At 62.4% G+C, this 18,279-nt stretch carries 14 protein-coding genes; 6 read left to right on the forward strand and 8 right to left on the reverse strand.

Annotated elements, in window-relative coordinates; genetic code table 11:
- The first annotated feature begins 50 nt into the window (after nucleotides 1-50).
- The 6 genes from FBY31_RS03295 (at nucleotide 51) to FBY31_RS03320 (ending at nucleotide 6,392) form a co-directional block, all read left to right on the forward strand.
- A complete protein-coding gene (locus FBY31_RS03295; RefSeq protein WP_142036829.1) occupies nucleotides 51-1,355 on the forward strand; it encodes an ABC transporter substrate-binding protein in 1,305 nt (434 codons plus the stop codon).
- Complete coding sequence (locus tag FBY31_RS03300; protein ID WP_142036832.1) at nucleotides 1,352-2,308, forward strand: carbohydrate ABC transporter permease; 957 nt, start codon at nucleotides 1,352-1,354, stop codon at nucleotides 2,306-2,308. Before FBY31_RS03295 ends, FBY31_RS03300 begins: the two co-directional genes overlap by 4 nt.
- A complete protein-coding gene (locus tag FBY31_RS03305; RefSeq protein ID WP_142036834.1) occupies nucleotides 2,301-3,206 on the forward strand; it encodes a carbohydrate ABC transporter permease in 906 nt (301 codons plus the stop codon). Before FBY31_RS03300 ends, FBY31_RS03305 begins: the two co-directional genes overlap by 8 nt.
- A gap of 30 nt (nucleotides 3,207-3,236) precedes the next feature.
- Nucleotides 3,237-4,601, forward strand: coding sequence for a glycoside hydrolase family 172 protein (locus FBY31_RS03310; protein WP_142036837.1), 1,365 nt, complete (start codon nucleotides 3,237-3,239; stop codon nucleotides 4,599-4,601).
- 49 nt (nucleotides 4,602-4,650) lie between these two features.
- Nucleotides 4,651-6,000 carry a glycoside hydrolase family 32 protein gene (locus FBY31_RS03315; protein WP_160142432.1) on the forward strand — a complete coding sequence of 450 codons (1,350 nt, stop codon included), beginning with the start codon at nucleotides 4,651-4,653 and terminating at the stop codon, nucleotides 5,998-6,000.
- A gap of 95 nt (nucleotides 6,001-6,095) precedes the next feature.
- Nucleotides 6,096-6,392 carry a hypothetical protein gene (locus FBY31_RS03320; protein WP_142036842.1) on the forward strand — a complete coding sequence of 99 codons (297 nt, stop codon included), beginning with the start codon at nucleotides 6,096-6,098 and terminating at the stop codon, nucleotides 6,390-6,392.
- A 954-nt stretch (nucleotides 6,393-7,346) separates the two neighbouring features.
- Here FBY31_RS03320 and FBY31_RS03330 read toward each other — a convergent pair.
- The 8 genes from FBY31_RS03330 to pulA all read right to left on the reverse strand — a co-directional run bounded on the left by FBY31_RS03330 (nucleotide 7,347) and on the right by pulA (nucleotide 18,231).
- Nucleotides 7,347-7,550, reverse strand: a complete 204-nt coding sequence (locus tag FBY31_RS03330; RefSeq protein ID WP_142036849.1) for a cold-shock protein — start codon at nucleotides 7,548-7,550, stop codon at nucleotides 7,347-7,349.
- Between the two features lie 531 nt (nucleotides 7,551-8,081).
- Nucleotides 8,082-9,779 (reverse strand): glycoside hydrolase family 13 protein, encoded by a 1,698-nt coding sequence (locus FBY31_RS03335; protein ID WP_442858206.1) that lies wholly within the window; start codon nucleotides 9,777-9,779, stop codon nucleotides 8,082-8,084.
- Nucleotides 9,780-10,004: 225 nt separating this feature from the next.
- Nucleotides 10,005-10,994, reverse strand: coding sequence for an ROK family protein (locus FBY31_RS03340; RefSeq protein ID WP_160142433.1), 990 nt, complete (start codon nucleotides 10,992-10,994; stop codon nucleotides 10,005-10,007).
- A 170-nt stretch (nucleotides 10,995-11,164) separates the two neighbouring features.
- Nucleotides 11,165-12,061: a carbohydrate ABC transporter permease gene (locus FBY31_RS03345; RefSeq protein ID WP_142036859.1), complete on the reverse strand. Its 897-nt coding sequence runs from the start codon at nucleotides 12,059-12,061 to the stop codon at nucleotides 11,165-11,167.
- Complete coding sequence (locus FBY31_RS03350) at nucleotides 12,058-12,999, reverse strand: carbohydrate ABC transporter permease (RefSeq protein WP_200833297.1); 942 nt, start codon at nucleotides 12,997-12,999, stop codon at nucleotides 12,058-12,060. Before FBY31_RS03350 ends, FBY31_RS03345 begins: the two co-directional genes overlap by 4 nt.
- Entirely contained in the window at nucleotides 12,996-14,315 is a 1,320-nt protein-coding gene (locus FBY31_RS03355; RefSeq protein ID WP_142036862.1) for an extracellular solute-binding protein, read from the reverse strand. Before FBY31_RS03355 ends, FBY31_RS03350 begins: the two co-directional genes overlap by 4 nt.
- Before the next feature lie 534 nt (nucleotides 14,316-14,849).
- Nucleotides 14,850-15,098: a hypothetical protein gene (locus FBY31_RS03360; RefSeq protein WP_142036864.1), complete on the reverse strand. Its 249-nt coding sequence runs from the start codon at nucleotides 15,096-15,098 to the stop codon at nucleotides 14,850-14,852.
- Nucleotides 15,099-15,165: 67 nt separating this feature from the next.
- The gene (gene pulA / locus FBY31_RS03365) at nucleotides 15,166-18,231 is read right to left on the reverse strand and encodes a pullulanase-type alpha-1,6-glucosidase (RefSeq protein WP_142036867.1); all 3,066 of its coding nucleotides are present in this window, start codon (nucleotides 18,229-18,231) and stop codon (nucleotides 15,166-15,168) included.
- Nucleotides 18,232-18,279 lie beyond the last annotated feature (48 nt).

Below are 18,279 nucleotides of genomic sequence, written 5' to 3' on the forward strand. Positions count from 1 at the left end.
GCATCCCATCAGCGCACCTTCTCCGGGTGCAGCAGGCAAAGGAGCATCACATGAGAAAAACAGTCCGCACCACCCTCGCCGCGGCGGCAACTGCCGCCCTGCTGGCCCTGACCGCATGCGGGAGCTCCACGGACACGGCAACACCCGCAGCGGACGGCCCCTACTCCGCCCCAGCCAAGGACGTCACCGCCACCATCTCCGTCTCCAACTGGGGAGATCCTGGAGACAAAGCCGTGTACGACAGCGTGGCCGAGCGCTTCAAGGAGAAGTATCCGAACGTGACGGTGAACAACAACTTCACCCCCATCACCACTTGGACCGAATACGTCAATAAGCTGGTGACCCAGGCAGCCGCCGGGCAGGCGCCGGACGTCATTAACATCGCTACCGAGGGTGTGGAACTTGGCCTGACCAATGAGCTTTTCGCTCCCCTGGACGGCTTTCTGAAGAACGATCCTGAGGCCAAGTCCCTGCGGGAGGACATCGACCCGAAATTGCTGGAGGGGTTCAGTAAGGAGGGCTCGACCTACCTGATGCCCAACACGTTCAACACCATGGTGATCTACTACAACACCAAGATGTTCGATGCGGCCGGCATCGAGCGGCCCGGCGATGACTGGACCTGGGACGAGTTCCTGGAGATCTCCAAGAAGCTGACCACCGGTTCCGGGCCGGACAAGGTGTACGGGTTCGCCATGCCGTATTACTCCTTCGGCATCACCCCGTGGCTTTACTCCAATGGCACGTCCATGATGAGTGAGGACCTCAAAACGGCCCAGCTGACCGACGAAAAGGTCAAGGAAACCGTGGGCTGGGTCCGGGACCTCGTCACCGAGCATGGTGTGGCGCCGCAGCCGAAGGGCTCGGACCCCTACCAGCTGTTTCCCGCCGGTAAGGCGGCCATGACTGGTGCCGGACACTTCGTCACCGGCGGTTTCGAAAAGGCCGGCTTCGCCGACTACGACATCCTCCCCTGGCCGCAGCAGGCCACGAAGTCCACTGTTTTCGGCGCCGGCGCCTTCGCCGTCTCCAAGGCCTCGAAGAACAAGGAACTGTCCTGGGAGTTCATCAAGATGCTCACCGACCAGCAGACCCAGAAGCAGTGGGCCGACGCCGGCGCCGCCGTTCCGTCCACAAAGACCGCCGCTTCATCACCGGAATTCCTGGCCTCCCCTGAGCACGGTGAAGAGTTCTACAACTCCCTCTCCTACGCCAAGCCGGTGGCGGCGCCCCGCGCCTACAATGTGCTGGATCCGGCGTTCATGCGCGCAATGGACGAGATCATGTCCGGCCAGGACATCGGTTCTTCCCTTCAGAAGGCCCAGAAGGATGTTGAGGAGGCGTTGCAGCAGTGACCTTGACTGCCTCCAAAAGCACGCTGCCGCCCGTGGCCCTTCCGGGTCACGGGGGGCGGCCCGGCCGCCAAAGCGCCACCCGCCGTCGGGAAGCCCTCACCGGCTACCTTTTCACGGCACCCACGATCATCGGCTTCCTGGTCTTCGTCCTCGGCCCGCTCATCGCGGCCTTGTACCTGAGCCTCACCAAGTACAACATCCTCACCGCACCCAAATTCATCGGCTTCGACAACTACGCCCGGATGTTCCGGGACGAGCGCCTGGCCACCACCTACGGCAACACCGTCCTGTACGTCGTGGCTGCCGTGGTCCTGATCAACGGGTTTGCGCTCCTGTTCGCAGTGCTCATCAACCAGCGGCTCCCCCGGGCACTCACCTACGTGTTCCGCTCCGCCTACTTCTTCCCGTACCTGGTGGCGCTGGTGTACGTGTCCATCATCTGGCAGGCACTCTTCCAAAAAGACACGGGGATCCTGAATTACTACCTCACCGCACTGGGCGGGGAGCGGATCGACTGGCTCAACAGCTCGGAGTTCTCCAGGCTCTCGGTGATCATCGTGGATACCTGGCGGAACGTCGGCTTCGCCATGCTGATCTTCGTGGCGGCCCTGCAGGAAGTCCCCAAGGACATGGTGGAGGCCGCCCGGATGGACGGCGCCAACGAGTGGCAGATTTTCCGCCGCATCATCCTGCCGATGATCAGCCAGGCGACGTTCTTCAACATCACCATCACCATCATCGGCGCGTTCCAGATCTATGAATCGATCATTGTGCTCACCCGCGGCGGCCCCGGCGATGCCAGCCGCAGCGTGGTGATGTACATCGCCGAAGTGGCCTTCAACAAGTTCGACATGGGCTACGCCTCAGCCATCGCGGTGACCCTGTTCCTGATCATCATGCTGGTAACCATGGTGCAGTTCCGCCTAAGGAAGTCCTGGGTGAACAATGAGTAACTACAACGCGGTCTTCCTGTCCAGGCCAGAAGCCGGAACACCTGACGCACGAACAAATTTGCGACGGCGGCCCCTCCCCGGCGTCGGAAAGAGCATTTCCGTCTCGCTCCTGATCCTCGGAGCCATCGGAATGATCGCCCCCTTCCTGTGGATGTTCACGACCTCACTCCGGGACGCCAGCCAGGCCTATGATCTGCCGCCGCAGTGGCTGCCCACCGAGTGGGACTGGTCCAACTACGCCGCGGCGGTCAGCGGGCCGGTACCCATCCTGCGGAACATGCTTAACAGCGCCGTCATCGCCATCGCGGTCAGCATTGGCATGATCATCACCGCACCCATGGCCGGTTACGCCTTCGCCAAGCTGGAATTCCCGGGTCGTAACTCGATCTTCGTCGGACTGCTGTCCTCGCTGATGGTGCCGGCACAGGTGACCATCATTCCGTTGTTCCTCCTGATGCGGACCTTTGGCCTGCTGGACAACCCGCTCAGCCTGATCCTGCCCGGCATCACCGGAGCCCTGGGAGTATTCCTCCTGCGCCAGTTCTTCCTGGGCCTGCCGCAGGAAATCATCGACGCCGCCCGCATGGACGGAGCAACTGCCTGGCAAACCTACCGGCTGATCGCACTGCCACTGGCCAAAAACGCCGTCAGCACCCTCGGAGTCATCACGTTCCTCGGCAGCTGGAACGCCTACTTCGCCCCGTCCATCTTCCTCAACAGCACCGACACCGCCACCCTCCCGCTGGGCCTGGTCCTGATGCTTGGCCCCTACGGCGCCGGCAACGTGGCCCAGGTGATGGCAGCCACCACCATCGCCATCGCCCCGGCACTGATCGTCTTCCTTGTGGCCCAGCGCTGGATCATCGCCAGCCTCACCCAGTCAGCCGTCAAGGGCTAACCCCCCAACTCCTTGAAAGGTACATCCACCATGGCAACATCCACGCGCTCCGGCCTGCTCTCAAGCCTGACCAAGCTCTCCACCGCCCGCACCGCCCGCGCCTCCAGCTGGGACCAGACCGGCCGCAACCGCGACAACTGGATCATCATGCCCGGCGAAGAACGGGTCCTGGCAGATATCGAGGGCCCCGGCGCCATCACCCACATCTGGATGACCCAGTCCTGCCGGATCCAGCCGGGCCCGGGCCAGATCTCCCCCGAACTGGTAGGCGTGCCCATGCTCGAAATCCACAACGCCCTCGGCGTCAGCTGGGAGGTCGTTGACCCGGACTACTACCGAAAAATCGTCCTCAAAATGTACTGGGACGACCAGGAAACCCCAAGCGTCATCGCACCCCTGGGTGACTTCTTCGGTCTGATGAACTCGCTCTCCGGTTCCTACGACTCCCTGCCGCTCTCGGTCTCCGCCAAGGAACCGGAACTAAACACCTTCGGCGGCAGCGCGGCCTTCAACAGCTACTTCGAAATGCCTTTCAACTCCCGGGCCCGGATCATCGTCGAAAACCAGAACGACATCCCCTACCTGCAGTACTTCTACATCGACTACGAGCTCTACACAGAGGCCCTGCCCGAAGACACCGCCTACTTCCACGCCCACTGGCGCCGGCAGAAGCCGAACGCCGGCTGGGGCCCTGACCTGCAGACCAACAGCATCGAGGTGGCCATCCCCAACCTCACCGGCGAGGACAACTACGTGGTGCTGGAGACCGAAGGCCAGGGCCACTACGTAGGCTGCAACCTCGCCGTCCGCCACTTCCAGGGCTCCTGGTGGGGCGAGGGCGACGACATGATCTTCATCGACGACGACACCTGGCCGCCCAGCCTCCACGGCACCGGGATGGAAGACTACTTCGGCCATGCCTGGGGCATGCAGCACAACGCCTTCCTTATGAACGGCACCATGGTCCACGAGGAAAACGTGCCCGGCTTCCACCACAGCTACCGCTTCCACATGACCGATCCCATCCGGTTCCAGACACGCATCAAGGTCACCTTCGAGCATGGCCACGCCAACCACCTCTCCGATGACTGGTCCTCCACCGCCTACTGGTACCAGACCCTCCCCTCCCCCAGCCTGGACATCGATGCCGTGGAGGACCGCCTGCCGCTGCGGCCCCGCGACCAGGTGGAAGAGATCCCGCTGCCCAATCTCACACCGGCCCAGCAGGCTGCCCGCGACGCCTCCGCCGAGCGGATGAAGAAATTCACGGAGGCACGCGATGCCGTTCGGAACGAACGCAAGGCAGAGATCGACGAATGGGAGAAGGCTAACGCGACGCAGGCACGTGAAGTCCGCCAGCGGTTTCTGGCCGCGAACAGCGTCCCGGTCCCCTAACCCGGCCAGTAACTCCGCCGCCTCGATAAGTCATCACAAAAGGACCAGCATGAACGCGCACGAACTACGGCCCGCCTTCCACTTCACCGCATGCGAAGGATGGATTAACGATCCCCTCGGTGTGACCTGGAAGGACGGCCAGTACCACCTCTTCTACCAGTACGTCCCCGGCCGAACGACGTGGGCCTCCAACTGCCACTGGGGCCATGCCACCTCCCCGGACATGATCGCTTGGAGCGAGCAGGGCATCGCGGTTGCCCCCGGCGAAGGGGACGACGGCGTCTGGTCCGGTTCCATCGCCACCGGCGCCGATGGTGCCGCGACCATGTTCTACACCTCTGTCACCGAGCCGGACATCGGTATCGGGACCGTCCGGGCAGCCACCCCCGATGACGAGAACTGGAACAGCTGGACCAAGGGCGAAAAGCTGATGACCGCGCCCGACCCGAGCGTCGCGGCCTACCGGGACCCGTTCGTCTTTCGGGACGGCGAACAGTGGCGCATGTTTGTTGGCGCCGGCCTGACGGGCGGCACCGCCGCCGCGGTCTCCTACAGCTCCCCCGACCTTTCCGAGTGGACCCTGGACGGCATCGCCGCCCAGCGCAGCGGAACCGAAACAGACCCCGTCTGGACCGGCACCATGTGGGAGTGCCCCCAGCTGTTCGAAATCGACGGCTCCCATATCTTGGTCACCTCCATCTGGGAAGACGACGTGCTGCACTACGTCGCCTACGGCGTCGGCACTTACGCCGACGGCAAGTTCGCCGCCCGATCCTGGGGCCAGCTCAGCTACGGCAAGAGCTACTACGCCCCCTCCTTCTTCACGGACAAAGACGGCGCCCCCTCGCTGATCTTCTGGGTCCGCGGCGTGATCAGCCCCAAAGGACAATGGGCCAGCGCCCTGAGCATCCCCCACACACTGACCCTCGACGGCGACACCCTGGTGGCCACCCCGCACACCGACCTTGCCGCCTACTCGCAGCCCGTCCAGCTGGAGCAGGTGGACGGCAACCTCTTCGAGGCAGAGCTCAGCAACGGCGCGGACCTGCGCTGCACCGTCGGCGCCGGGACGGTCATCAGCCTGGCCACCCTGGACGAGGCTTTGGTAACCCTCCGCCATGATGGGGACAGCCTCGCAGTGACCGCAGCCGGTAACCCAGACTTCGCTGATGCGCTTTTCCCTGTCGATGCGGGAAGCGAAGTGCGGGTCATTATCGACGCCGGCGTGGTGGAGATTTCCGGCCGGCAAGGCATCATGGCGGTTCCACTGCCCATCGTGGACTCACCTGTGACACTGAGCGTTGCCAACGCTTCCGCCCAGCAGCTGTTCACGATCCAACGGCCGCCAGCAAGCAGCGCGGGCAGCGGCCGGAAGGCTGCCTTGGCAGGACAGCCATGACCATCACCTCTGCTTCCCAGCGTCCGAACCCGGACGTTGTCGTCATCGGGAATCCCTGGTCGACGTGATCAGCACGGCGGACGGACCCATCGATTTTGCGGATCGGGCCTGAACGTTGCCTTCGGCCTCGGCCGCCTTGGGCCAACCCCGGGCTGCTGACCATCTTCGGCGCAGACCAGCGGGGCGAAGCAATCCGGCAGCACCTGGCCTCAGCCGGGGTCCAGCTGCTGCCGGGTGCGGTGCGCCTGGACCGGACCTCCACGGCCACGGCGTCCCTGGACAGCTCCGGCTCAGCCCAATACACCTTTGACATCGAGTGGACGCTGCCACGGGCCACACCCGCGTTCGTACCCAAAGTGCTGCACACGGGATCCCTCGCCACCTTCGTCTAACCTGGCGCCACCCACGTCCGGGCCCTGCTGCAGTTCTTTCCGGCAGGTGCCGCCTGATCACCTACGACCCAACATCCGCTCCGACGTCATCGGCAACCACCACCAGGCACTGCAAACCTTCGAGGCCACGGCGCGCTTCGCGCGACATTGGTGAAGCTCAGCGACGAAGATGGCGGCTGGCCGTACCCGGGGCTCTCAACACCTGAAGTGGCCTCCCGGGTGTTCTTGCATGTTGGAGTACTGGTGGCTGCCTCATGTATGGGCGATGGCGGCGCGCACAAGTTTAAGTGCCCTGCTCTGGAGGGCCTCGAGCATACGGAAAAGCCCCGGACGTACAGTCCGGGGCTTACGTTGGCGCGTCTGCTACCTCTGGATACTGACCGTTAGATCCAAGTGGATGTCTTTGTCGGTGACAAGGCGGTCCTTAAGGTACTGGGCAAGGGTCGCGTCGCTGGCGGTGTGAACGCTTTTCGGAACCGCCCCCCGCAGCAGAGCGTGAGTGTCGTTGGACTTCACGACGTCAAGGGGGGCCCAACCACGATGGCCGGAGGTGAGACGTTCTATGTCTGTGCGGAAGGAAGGCTTGTGGTCTTCGCGGACCGTAGCGCGCATGGTGAACGGGATAAAGGTAATGGGCAAGGAGGTCCTTTCGCGGAGGGCAACCGGTCGTCGACGCCCCAGTTAGAACAAGGGTCATGCAGCCTGTCCTATTCCGCTGAAGCAGGCAAGGAGTCCGAAGTCACGGAGCTCGGACACTGGTTCTGGATGCGTCGGCTATGGATGCCCAGACCCGCTGCTGCTGCTGCTGCTGAATTGTTGGACATTCAGAACAGTTGCCTTTTGGCTGGCGGGCCCTTCGTTGTGGTCATGCCACTATGCGTACGGCAAAGGGGTGCCGGGGTTAAAACAGAAAAGCTGGCCGGCTTGCAGCCGGCCAGCTTCCCGAGAACCACTTTAGAGCGGCTGGATGTTCTCCGCCTGCGGACCCTTAGGGCCCTGGGTGATGTCGAACTGAACCTTCTGGTTTTCGTCCAGGGAGCGGTAACCGCTGGATGCGATTGCTGAAAAGTGTGCGAACACGTCAGCGCTTCCGTCGTCGGGGGCGATGAATCCGAAGCCCTTTTCGGCGTTGAACCATTTGACCGTACCTGTTGCCATGCTTTTTTCCTTCACGGTCGCGGGCCGGATCCGCTTGTCGGATTGCCGTCCCCGCCACTCACATGTTGAGCCTATGTGTCAGTGCCGATGCGGGCAACAGATTGGTCAAAAGCGGAACCTGGATGAAGCGGTCTGCCCCACTGTCCACGGTAGTCGACCAGCTCCGCGCGAGCCTCTGGGATCGAGACGTGTCCAACCGCGATCCCAACCTTGGAGTGTGTCACCTCCGATCACAATCATGGGCTTGTCCGGTCGAGGCACGTTGACGGAAGGTCCATTATCCGCCCTTCCAAATGAGCGGGGAGTGGGTGCGTTTTCGCTGGCGGTGTGAGTGAATAGCTCGGCCCCGCTAACGGTGTGCTGGTTTCGGATGTCCGGTACCGATGATGGCGAGGGTCCCACCCTGTTCATGCCAGGCTGGGCCCGGGGCCCTGCTTCGGCAGGGCCCCAAGCCTCTTCTCCGACTACTGTCGGTGCTCAGTAGTCCGGGACCTCGCTCTTAGGTATTGGCACGGCAGGACTTTACGTGCATCAACGCAGCCAAACGGTGGTGTTGGCCGCCAGATTGCCGTCCTCTATGGGTGCGCTGCTGACGAGCACGGTGCCTGTCGGAAGGTCGATGGGGGTGTACCCGAAGTTGGTTATGGACTGCCAGCCGCCGGGGCGGCGGAAGTGCAAGACGTCCGGGTTGCCGGTCTCGATCCATTCGAGGTCTTCGTCGGACTGGAGCTCACGGCGCAGCCGCAGGGCGGTGCGGTAGAGCTCCAGGGTTGAGTCTTCCATGCCGTTCTGTGCCTCTACGGCGTACTTGCTGAACCACTCCGGCTGGGGCAGGTGTGCGCCGCCGTCGCAGAAGCCGAAGGAGGTACCTTCCACCGTCCACGGCAGGGGCACGCGGCAGCCGTCGCGGCCGATTTCCACGCCCTTGTTGCGGAAGAATGCAGGGTCTTGCCGCTCCGAGTCTGGAATTTCCGCGACTTCCTGCAGGCCAAGTTCCTCGCCCTGGTACAGGTAGGCCGAACCGGGGAGGGCGAACATCAGCAGGGATGCGGCGCGGGCGCGGCGCAGTCCAAGCTCCACGTCGAGTTCCTCGGCCGGTCCGCCCGCGAGCAGCCAGGCTTTGCCGTCCTGGCCCTTGGGCTCGTTCGCCGTGACGTCCTGGGCGGCGTTGGTTCCCTGGGCTGCTGTGGCGTTGCCCTTGGGTAGACCGTAGCGGGTGGCGTGGCGGACGACGTCGTGGTTGGAGAACACCCAGGTGGAGGATGCCCCGGTTTCCTTTGCTGCGATGAGGTTGTCCGTGATGATTTTCTTGAACTGCGGCGCCTCGAAGTCGGTCTGAAGGAGGTCGAAGTTGAAGGCCTGGCCCAGCCCTTCGGGGCTGGCGTAGCGGGCGCGGCGCGTTTCGTGGACCCATGCTTCTGCGACGGCTGTGCGTGGCGGGTTGTACTCGTTGAAGAGTTTGCGCCATTCGGCGTAGACCTCGTGGACCTCGTCGCGGTCCCAGAAGGGGTGTGAACCATCGTTGAACCCGTCAGGGCCGGCTTTGGCTTCCAGCTCCGCCTTCAACGGCAACGGCTCAGAGAGGTCCTTTGCCATGCCGTGGGCGACGTCTATGCGGAAGCCGTCCACGCCGCGGTCGGACCAGAAACGCAGGGTTTTCAGGAAGTCTTCGCGGACCTCGGGGTTGTCCCAGTTGAAGTCCGGCTGCTCCTTGGCGAAGATGTGCATGTACCACTGACCGGTGCCGTCCGGTTCGGTGATGCGTTCCCAGACCGGTCCGCCGAACACCGAGTCCCAGTCCGACGGCGGCAGCTCGCCGTTTTTGCCCTTGCCGTCACGGAAGATGTAGCGGTCGCGGGCAGCGGAGCCCTTCGGGGAGGCGAGTGCTTCCTTGAACCATTCGTGCCGGTCAGATGAGTGGTTGGGCACAATGTCGGCGATCAGCTTGATGCCTGCGGCGTGCAGGGCAGCCACCATCTCGTCGAAGTCTTCGAGCGTGCCCAGTTTCGGGTCCACGTCGCGGTAGTCATCCACGTCGTAGCCGCCGTCTGCCAATGCGGAGGGGTAGAAGGGACTCAGCCAGACAGCGTCAATTCCCAATGACTTCAGGTAGGGGACCTTTGCGGTGATGCCTTTGATGTCGCCGATGCCGTCGCCGTTCGAATCGGCGAAGCTGCGGGGGTAGATCTGATAGACCGCGGCCTGGCGCCACCAGTTCGGATCGGCCATGCGCTCGGCCTCGGTTCTGTCTGCCTCAGTGACGATGGTGCTCACGCTACTCCTTCATTTGGAATCTGAATTGAACTTACGGATTGCGTGTGATGGCGGGCATGCCGGGACAGCTTTACCCAGTGTTCTGGCGGTCTGCTGCATCCGGTTTCCGCCGGCGCTTGCTGCTCCGCGCCAAAATTTGTGAAAGCAAGCAGCAGGGGTCACAACGCGACGGGCGTGGTTTTATGCGTAATTCGGGACCTGCGGGATGATGCCGCTGAGGTGGACCTTGTCCGCTGAGTTCGTCCCTGTTCTTGAAGCTTCTGGTTCTGTCTTTTGATCAGCCGGTTCCAGGGAAAGATCGGCGGCCCCGATCGCCCCGGCGAGGGGGCCCAGAACGGCGGTCCTGAGTTGGGGGCGGGAACGTGGCGGGGTCACTTCAGCACCTGCCAGTGCTTCTTGTGCGATCGCCAGGAAGCGTCGGTCACTTCCAAGTCCTCCGCCGAGGATCACCAGGGAAGGGTCCAAGGCGGAGGAAAGAAGGAGTATGCCCCGTGTGAGGTCGCGGGCCACACCTTCAACGACTTGGTGGGCAGCAGGATGAGTTCCCGCGGCCGACAGGACGTCCTGGCCCGCGGTGGGGTTGTCCCAACCGGCGGCGACCGATGCCCGCTGGAGAGCGCTGCCGCTGGCGTATCGTTCCCAGCAGCCACGTGATCCGCAGGGACAGCTGTCACCGCCGGGAACCAGTGCTAAGTGGCCGATCTCACCTGCTGCGCCGGTCGCCCCGCGCAGGAGACGCCCATTGATAACGAACCCACCCCCCAGGCCGGTACCCACGGTGATCATCGCGAACGAGTCCGTGCGGGGATGTCCGCCAAACCGGTATTCCGCCCACGCGGCCGCGTTCGCGTCGTTGTCCACCCGGACCGCAGCCTCTGCCGGCAGGAGTGCCCGCACGTGCTCGACAATATCCAGATCAGTCCATCCGATGTTCGGGGCGGATCTGATGATGCCTGTGATTGGGTTGACGTCCCCAGGAACGGCGATACCGATACCTGGCAGGTCGTACTTCCCCGCGAAACCGTCGACGATTGCGGCGATCTGCTCAAGGATCAAGTCCCCACCGCGGGCGGTTGGAGTTGTCTCGACATCCATGACAGTGCCGTCATGGTCAAGGACTGCACTGGCAATCTTCGTGCCGCCTATATCGATCCCTAGAGAACGTGTCATCGTTGGACCTTCTGAATAATGGCCAAGCCGGGGGCCCCGGAGCATGCCCAAATTTCGGTTGGCCTGGGGAAGAATCGGTCAATATCGTGGGCAGTCACGTTGTCTCGCTTTGGTGATGGGTGCTGGATATTTGGTTTCGACTTCAAGGGCAGCGTAGGCCGATGAAGTTATTAGGACTTGGATCCGGAGAGGGCGATCCCGTCGACGATCCGGCGTTGGGCGACTCCGAACAGGACCAGCAATGGCCCTGCAGCCAGGGTCGTGGCAGCCATGAGGGCGGTCCAGTCAGCGCCGTACTGGCCTTTGAACTGGTTCACCAGCAGCGGGAGCGTGAAGTTCGCGTCGCTGTTGAGGAAGATCAGCGGCCCGAAGAAGTTGTTCCACTGGCCCAGGAAGGTGAAGATTCCGAGCGCGGTGAGGGGGGTGCGCAGCAGCGGCAGGATCATGGTGGTGAAGATCCGGAAACGGCTGGCACCGTCCAGTTCGGCGGCTTCCTCCAGCTCTTTCGGGATGCCCTTGACGTACTGTCGCATGAGGAACACGCCGAAAGCGTTGAAGAGTGCGGCGGGCACGATGAGTGCGGCGTGGGTGTCTATCCAGCCGAACCAGCCCATGATGATGTAGAGCGGGATGATGGTCAGCTGGGCCGGAACCATCATCGTGGCGAGGAACACCATGAACAGGGGCTTGCTTCCGCGGAATTCGATTCTGGCGAAGGCGTAGGCGGCCATGGATGAGGTGAGCAGGGAGATCGCGGTGACGGTTACTGCAATGTAGGTGCTGTTCCAGAATCCGCGGACGAAGTCGGCACCTGTGAAGGCTTTTTCATAACCCTCTGTGGTCCATTCGAGCGGGAACAAGGCCGGGGGGTGCGCGAAGATCTCGGTCACCGGTTTGAACGAGGACAGCAGCATCCACAGGAATGGCAGGGCCATCAGGACTGCGCAGGCAGCCAGGGCAGCGTGGAGAATGGTTCGGCCCGCAAGACGCTGGGGGTTCAACCCCCGGCGCTCCGATGCCTCGGGCATGCTCCGGTGGTTATTTCGGGTAGTGGTGGGAGTGCTCATTCTGCGTAGTGGACCCATCTCTTCTGAGCCGCCAGCTGCAGGGCGGTCACACCGAGCAGGGACAGCAGGAGCAGGAATGCCAGGGCCGAGGCCTGGCCGAAATTGAATTCGCGGAAGGCGATCTGGACGACTTCGTACACGATGGTGCGGGCAGCTTCAGGAGCATTGCTGTCCATGAAGACATAGATGTAGTCGAAGATCTGAAAGGAGCCGATGATCGAGGTGATCGAGAGAAACAGGATGGTGGGAGACAGCAGCGGAATAGTGACGTGCACAAGCTTCTGCCACCCGCTGCAGCCGTCCAGCTCGGCCGCTTCCAGGTAGGAAGAGCCGATGCTCTGCAGTCCGGCCATGAACATCACCAGCTGGTAGCCCAGGCCCTGCCAGATTGCCACAATAGCGAAGGCCGGAATGATGAAATTGGGGTCCTGCAGCCAGTCCGGGGCCTGGATGCCGATGCTGCGCAACGCGCTGCTGACCGGGCTGATTTCAGGGTTGAACAGCCACAACCAGATCGCAGCAACCGCCACGGAAGAGGTCACCACCGGTGCTACGAAGCAAAGCCGGTAGACCGATGTCATCTTGCCCGCCTTCTGCATCAGCAGGGCAAAGATGAAACTTGAGATCATCAAGCCGGGCACCTGCAGCACCGTGAACCACAGGGTATTCAAGGCCGAGCGCTGGATCCGTGGGTTGGACAGTACGTCAGTGAAGTTCCCGAACCCGGCAAACGTCGCCGCGCCGAAGCCATCCCAGTCACTGAACGCCAATACCAGGGCAAAGACCAGCGGTCCGACCATGAAGGCTGCCAGCCCCACGAGTTGCGGCGACAGGAAGACCAGCGCGGCGATTGTGTCCTTGCGCCTGCGCCGGGACGGGCCGCGTCGAGGTGGTTCGGTCGACCGTGCCGGTGCAGGGGTGGCGGTCAGCGTGCTCACTTCGTTGACTCCACCAGCTGGGTAACGGCGGAGCTGAACGACGCCGCAGTCGTAGTAGAGGGATCTTTAAACAGCTTGTCGACCAGGAGGGGCAGTTCGGTAGCGGTTTTCGGATTGCCGACGAACGCGCGGGGGATGGCGTAGCCCTTGGCCACGACATCGTTGAACCACTTGCCGTGAGCCGGAACGCCGCCTTCAGTGGCCACCTCGTCCAGGCCCTTGATCGACGGCACGGCGTTGCCGCCACCGGAGAGCCGGAATTTCTGCCCGTCACGGCTGACGTAGTTGCCGATCAGCCGGAGTGCCTTGTCGGGGTTCTTGGCCTTTGCGTTGAGGGCTATAGCCGCAGTAGCGACGGGTGCCGGAAGAATGTCCTTGCCCGAGGGTGAGGGGACAGGGGCGATGTCATAACCGAACTTGACATCCTTGAGCGTTGGCAGCGCCCAGCGGCCGACGTTGTTCAATGCAAGTTGTCCGGCCAGGAAAAGGGCGTCTCCGCTTTGGCCCTTGGGCAGGGAGCCGGCATAGGTGATGTTGCCGGACTTGAACTGCTCAAGCAGCCATTCCAGTCCCTCCTGGGACTTGGGGTCATCGGCAAGAACGAGCTTGCCGGACTCGTCGGTCAGTTGACCTCCGAACATGGTGGTGGCGGAGCACCAGTTGAACCACCAGTTGGACAGGATCAAGCCCTTCTTGCCGGAGGCACGCACCTTGCCCAGCAGATCCTCCAGCGCGTCCGGCGTCCAAGTGCCGGCCTCGAAAAGCTGGGCAGGATCCTGGGAAACGCCTGCCGCGGAGAGAACGTCCTTGTTGAACCAGAACACCGAGGGATTGCAGTCCACCGGAATGCCGAAAATCCCCGCGCTGCCGTCTGCGGGCTTGCACCACTGGTAGAGATCCTCCGGGAAGTCCTCCAGCGTGACCGGGGACGTACCGCCCTTGAGGTAGTCGCTGAGGTCTGTAATCTGCTTTGCTTCAATCATTTTGGCCATGTCGGCATCCCCCACGTAGAACGCATCGGGAGCGGAGCCGCCTGCGAGCTGTGAGAGCAGCTTGGCCTGGTAGTCGCCGACGACGGCCTGGAAGCTGACTTTGGCGTCAATTTTCTTGCCGAGCTCGGTCGCGAACTGCTTGTAGCGTTCGTCCTCGCCAGGGTTGGCCCATGCTGCCCAGGAAACGTTGCCCCCGGCGCTGGTGCCGGAACCGCCGCCGCAGGCTGCCACGGCCGGAGCGGCCGCCAACCCCAGCGCACCCAGCATGCCGCTGCGCAGCACAGCCCGCCGGTCCACAGTACGTGAGAAGAGAGAGTTAGACATCGATGTCATTCCTTTGAGTAGATGGCGGCCTAGGGTGGCATGCCGGAAAACCAATTGATACAAGAATTAAATTTATAACCCGTATAAATTATGAAGTGTGTTAGATCACACGGTCAAGGCGGTGGGGCTACATGACTTTTCAAGTGAAGTTGCACTCGAGAACACACTGCCTGGAAGTCCCCCGTACCGATTCGGGACAGGGGCATGTGGAAGACAGCCGGCAGGTCAACTAATGCGTACGGGTTGCCAGTGGGTATGAATGCCGACTCGCATCTGAACCTTGGAGTCACAGACCAAAGGGTCTGCATACCGTTATTCCGTCAGGGACGGGACTCCCTCGTCCTAGCCGCCGGCTGTATTCCCGGTTGCTGCAGCGGCCGGGGAGTTTTGAGGGAAGGAATCGCTGTCGGAGGTCGGGCACAAGGGTGCGACTGGCGGCTGCTGGGTGGTGGGGGTGTTTATGTCCGGGTGCGGGCGGGCTGCCGGTTTCCAACGCCTGTTCCACCATCCGTCCCCGGTTTGGAGGAGTTGTCGTTACTCCTTCTGTTCCGGGCGGGACAAACGGCGTTGCTCGAGTGCAGTCATAAGGTCGATTTCTCTTACCTGCCCGTAGGGGACTTCGGGGGTGATGGCAACGGTGAAGTGCGCAGGGGCGTGCCTGGTAATCAGGATCCCCCCGGCGCGATCCTTTGTCGCGATGCTCATGGCGCTGTCGATTGCTGCATTGAGCCGAATGTCTCTTTCCGGGCTGGTTTGGGAAGAGAGGTGAATGACCTGTTGCATGGGTGTGTACTTTCACGCTTTTAAGGTTCAGGGGCCGGCGGAGCCGTGCCAGCCGGCCCCTGGGGGCTTACTTGGCTTGGAAAACCGCTACTGTGCGGGCCGGGACTGTGAATGAACCGCTGGAAGGATCATTCACGGCAGTTTTCACGAGGGGGTCGGAGCCATTGGCCTGGACGGGATGAAGGCTGTGCTGCAGGCCTGCCGTGCCCGGAACGGTCTGAACGGTCGCTTCGTCGGATGCGTTGAAAACAACGATCATGCCCTTGAGGTCCTTGTCCATGTCGGAGCCCACGGTGTCGTCCAGGCGCATGACCACAACCCCGGGAGCCTGGTCAGGGCCGGCTGAGGGGAAGGAGAGTTTTTGCTGGATGAGTTTGGCGTCCCCGAGGTGGAACAGGGGGGAGCTCTTGCGGATTTCGAGGAGCTCTTTGGCGCGCTCACGGGAAGCGGCGATATGTGCCGGTTGTGGGTTTAGGGCCGGGTCTGCGAGCAGGGTTTTCATGTAGGGGTATTTGTCCCTGTTGTCCCGCTCTGGCGGTAGACCCCGGGCAAAGCCGTTTGTGGTGCCGGTGTGATCCAGCACGTTGTACCAGTCGCCGGAGTCGTAACTGTTTCGGTCCAGTGACTTGCTGCGCAGGTTTTCTGTGCCTGCATGCCAGAACGATACGCCTTGGCCGAAGGCCGTGGTGCTCAGGGCGAGGGTGTTCATCCTGATGCGATCCTCCATGGGGGTCCCCTGGGGAAGCTTCAGCGTCAGTGCGTCGAAGAGGGTTTCATTGTCGTGCGCGTCCACATAGGTGATGACTTCAGAGGGGTCGGCGGTGTAGCCAGCGGGATTGCCCCTATAGTCGACGTCCGATCCCTTGACGGTGACTCCGGTTCGGTCGATGAATGAGTAGTCCTTGAGGTTTCCGGTGAGGCCGACTTTGAGTTGGTCCTGGGCGAGCAGGAGCGTGGCGCGTTGTTCCTCGGGGCTACCGTTGGCCGGGGACAGGTTCGGGTCGGTAAAGAGCCCGGAGGCGAAGCCTTGGACACCCGGGTCTTCGTCAAAGGGGGTGCCTCCGCGGACGGCATCGCGGAGACGGTCGCTGAAGGTGCCGATTCCTGTGCCGGCCATGTTCTGCTGGGTGGCCTGCACGAAGCGTGCGTCGTTAGCTACTTCCCCGAATTCCCAGCCTTCCCCGTAGAGGTAGATGTTCTTGCCGTCCACTCCGTCCCTCTGAAGTGTCAGCTTGTCCAGCGCTGCCCTGGCATCGAGGAGGTTCTGCTTGGTGTGGTGTCCCATCAGGTCGAAGCGGAAGCCGTCCAGTTTATATGTCTTGGCCAGCGTGACGAGGGAATCGACCATGAGTTTTCCCATCATGGTGTTTTCCGTTGCAGTGTTGGCGCAGCAGGTCGAAGTCTCCAAGGCGCCGGTGGTTGGGTTGAGCCTGTGGTAGTAGCCCGGGACGATGCGGTCCAGGTTGTGAGTGGAGTTCTGTCCGGCGCCGGAGGTGTGGTTGTAGACCACATCCTGGATCACGCGGGCCCCTGCCGTGTTTAGCCCTGCGACCATTTGGCGGAATTCGAGGGTCCTGAGGGCGCCATCGGGGTTGGTCGAGTATGACCCCTCGGGGGTTGTGTAGTGCAGGGGATCGTAGCCCCAGTTGAACCCGTCCTTGGCAGCAATGGCGCCTACGCAGGCCTGCTGTTCTTCGCCGTCCGGGGGAAGGGCCGGCAGATCACATTGCGGTTCCTGGTGCAGTCCGCGGTGTTCTTCTATGGTGGCGATGTCGTTCACCGGGAGGAGATGAACGGCGTTGAGGCCGGACTTGGTCATTTCCTGAATGTGGCGCATGCCGTCACTGCCTTGGTGGGTGAAGGCCTTGTAGGTTCCACGGTCCGAGGACGGGACGGTCTTGTCTGCTATTGAGAAGTCGCGCACGTGCAGTTCGTAGATGGAGAGGTCCTCGGGTTTTTCGACGACCGGTTTGGCAATTTTCTCCCAGCCGGCGGGAGCCAGGGCCGGGTCGGACAGGTTCACGAGCAGACTGCGCTCGGAATTCGCTGACAAACCCACACTGTAAGGATCGGTGACAAAGTTCTTCTCGACTTTGCCCGTCTCTGGAACGAAAACTTCCACTTCGAAGAGATAGTAGTCACCCTCCCAGCCCTTGTCGCCCAGGACAGACCACACGCCGTCCTGGCCGTTCTTCGTAGGGATGCTGGCTTTGGGCTTACCACCGGATCCGTCGTTATAGATATGCAGTGTTACGTTGCGTGCGGTGGGCGCCCACAGGGAAAGCTCCGGCCGATCGCCCTTCCAGCGCAGTCCGAGGTCCTGCTTTGCAGCAGAAGCATATACCTCGTCCAGGACGCCTGGGATCTGAACACCGGTCGTTGCGACGGTGTTGCCTGCCGCATCATGGGCTGCCAGAATCAGCTGGCCCTTGAGAAGTTCCCGCGCTTCCCGTGCCGCCTCCGCGGACAGTTTCAGGACTGTAGACCCGGCCAGGTGTGGATATTTCCCGGCCAGCGCGCCGTCAAGTCCGCCGGCCTTGAGGGTCAGCGGCCTGGCTGTTCCGCCGAGTACCTTCCCGTCAGAGACTGTCAGGCCGCCGTTGCCGGCAGCGTAGAGCTGGAAGGAAGCCGCTCGGGCCGGGTCAAGCCCCCTCCACGCGATCGTGTCCGTCGTGAGCCAATGCCCCGCAGAGGGACCACCCACGGACTCAGGCAAATCGTCACTTAAACGGTGCGTGCTGTGGTCGTAGGTAAACGTGACCGGACCTCCCGGTGCCTTGACCAGGATATTCGCCCCGCCGGCAACTCCGTCCGCACCGTAGTTCTCTGCCCACGAATCGTTCAAGGCAGCCTTGACTTCATAACTACCTGCCGGGATGTCGAAGGTGGCCCTGTAAAGACCTTCAGCGCCGGAGACGGGCTGAAGCCGAGTAGCAGGGCATGGCGGCTGCCATTCCCCTGCACAGCCCAGTTCATCCTGAAGCGACCCCACAAGGGTCACGGAGCTGGGCAACTCCGTATGCGCCGCAAATGCAGGTAAGGCCGGACCGGCGAGTGCAGCGGAAATACTGGTGCCGATGGCAGCCGTTATCAGCGCTTTTCGGCTGTGGCCGCTTGAGACATATTGGATCATCGTTGACTCCTGACCAGGCCCACGGGCGCCCGGAAGATGTGAGTAAGA

Origin of the sequence: Arthrobacter sp. SLBN-100, from assembly GCF_006715305.1 — a bacterium.
In the GTDB taxonomy this organism is placed as follows: domain Bacteria; phylum Actinomycetota; class Actinomycetes; order Actinomycetales; family Micrococcaceae; genus Arthrobacter.

Excerpts from the sequence above, each read along its gene's own strand:
- FBY31_RS03295 (WP_142036829.1), top strand. The coding sequence starts at position 51 with ATGAGAAAAACAGTCCGCACCACCCTCGCCGCGGCGGCAACTGCCGCC.
- FBY31_RS03340 (WP_160142433.1), bottom strand. The coding sequence starts at position 10,994 with ATGACACGTTCTCTAGGGATCGATATAGGCGGCACGAAGATTGCCAGT.
- FBY31_RS03305 (WP_142036834.1), top strand. The coding sequence starts at position 2,301 with ATGAGTAACTACAACGCGGTCTTCCTGTCCAGGCCAGAAGCCGGAACA.
- pulA (WP_142036867.1), bottom strand. The coding sequence starts at position 18,231 with ATGATCCAATATGTCTCAAGCGGCCACAGCCGAAAAGCGCTGATAACG.
- FBY31_RS03330 (WP_142036849.1), bottom strand. The coding sequence starts at position 7,550 with ATGGCAACAGGTACGGTCAAATGGTTCAACGCCGAAAAGGGCTTCGGA.
- FBY31_RS03335 (WP_442858206.1), bottom strand. The coding sequence starts at position 9,779 with ATGGCCGATCCGAACTGGTGGCGCCAGGCCGCGGTCTATCAGATCTAC.
- FBY31_RS03310 (WP_142036837.1), top strand. The coding sequence starts at position 3,237 with ATGGCAACATCCACGCGCTCCGGCCTGCTCTCAAGCCTGACCAAGCTC.
- FBY31_RS03345 (WP_142036859.1), bottom strand. The coding sequence starts at position 12,061 with ATGAGCACTCCCACCACTACCCGAAATAACCACCGGAGCATGCCCGAG.
- FBY31_RS03315 (WP_160142432.1), top strand. The coding sequence starts at position 4,651 with ATGAACGCGCACGAACTACGGCCCGCCTTCCACTTCACCGCATGCGAA.
- FBY31_RS03360 (WP_142036864.1), bottom strand. The coding sequence starts at position 15,098 with ATGCAACAGGTCATTCACCTCTCTTCCCAAACCAGCCCGGAAAGAGAC.
- FBY31_RS03355 (WP_142036862.1), bottom strand. The coding sequence starts at position 14,315 with ATGTCTAACTCTCTCTTCTCACGTACTGTGGACCGGCGGGCTGTGCTG.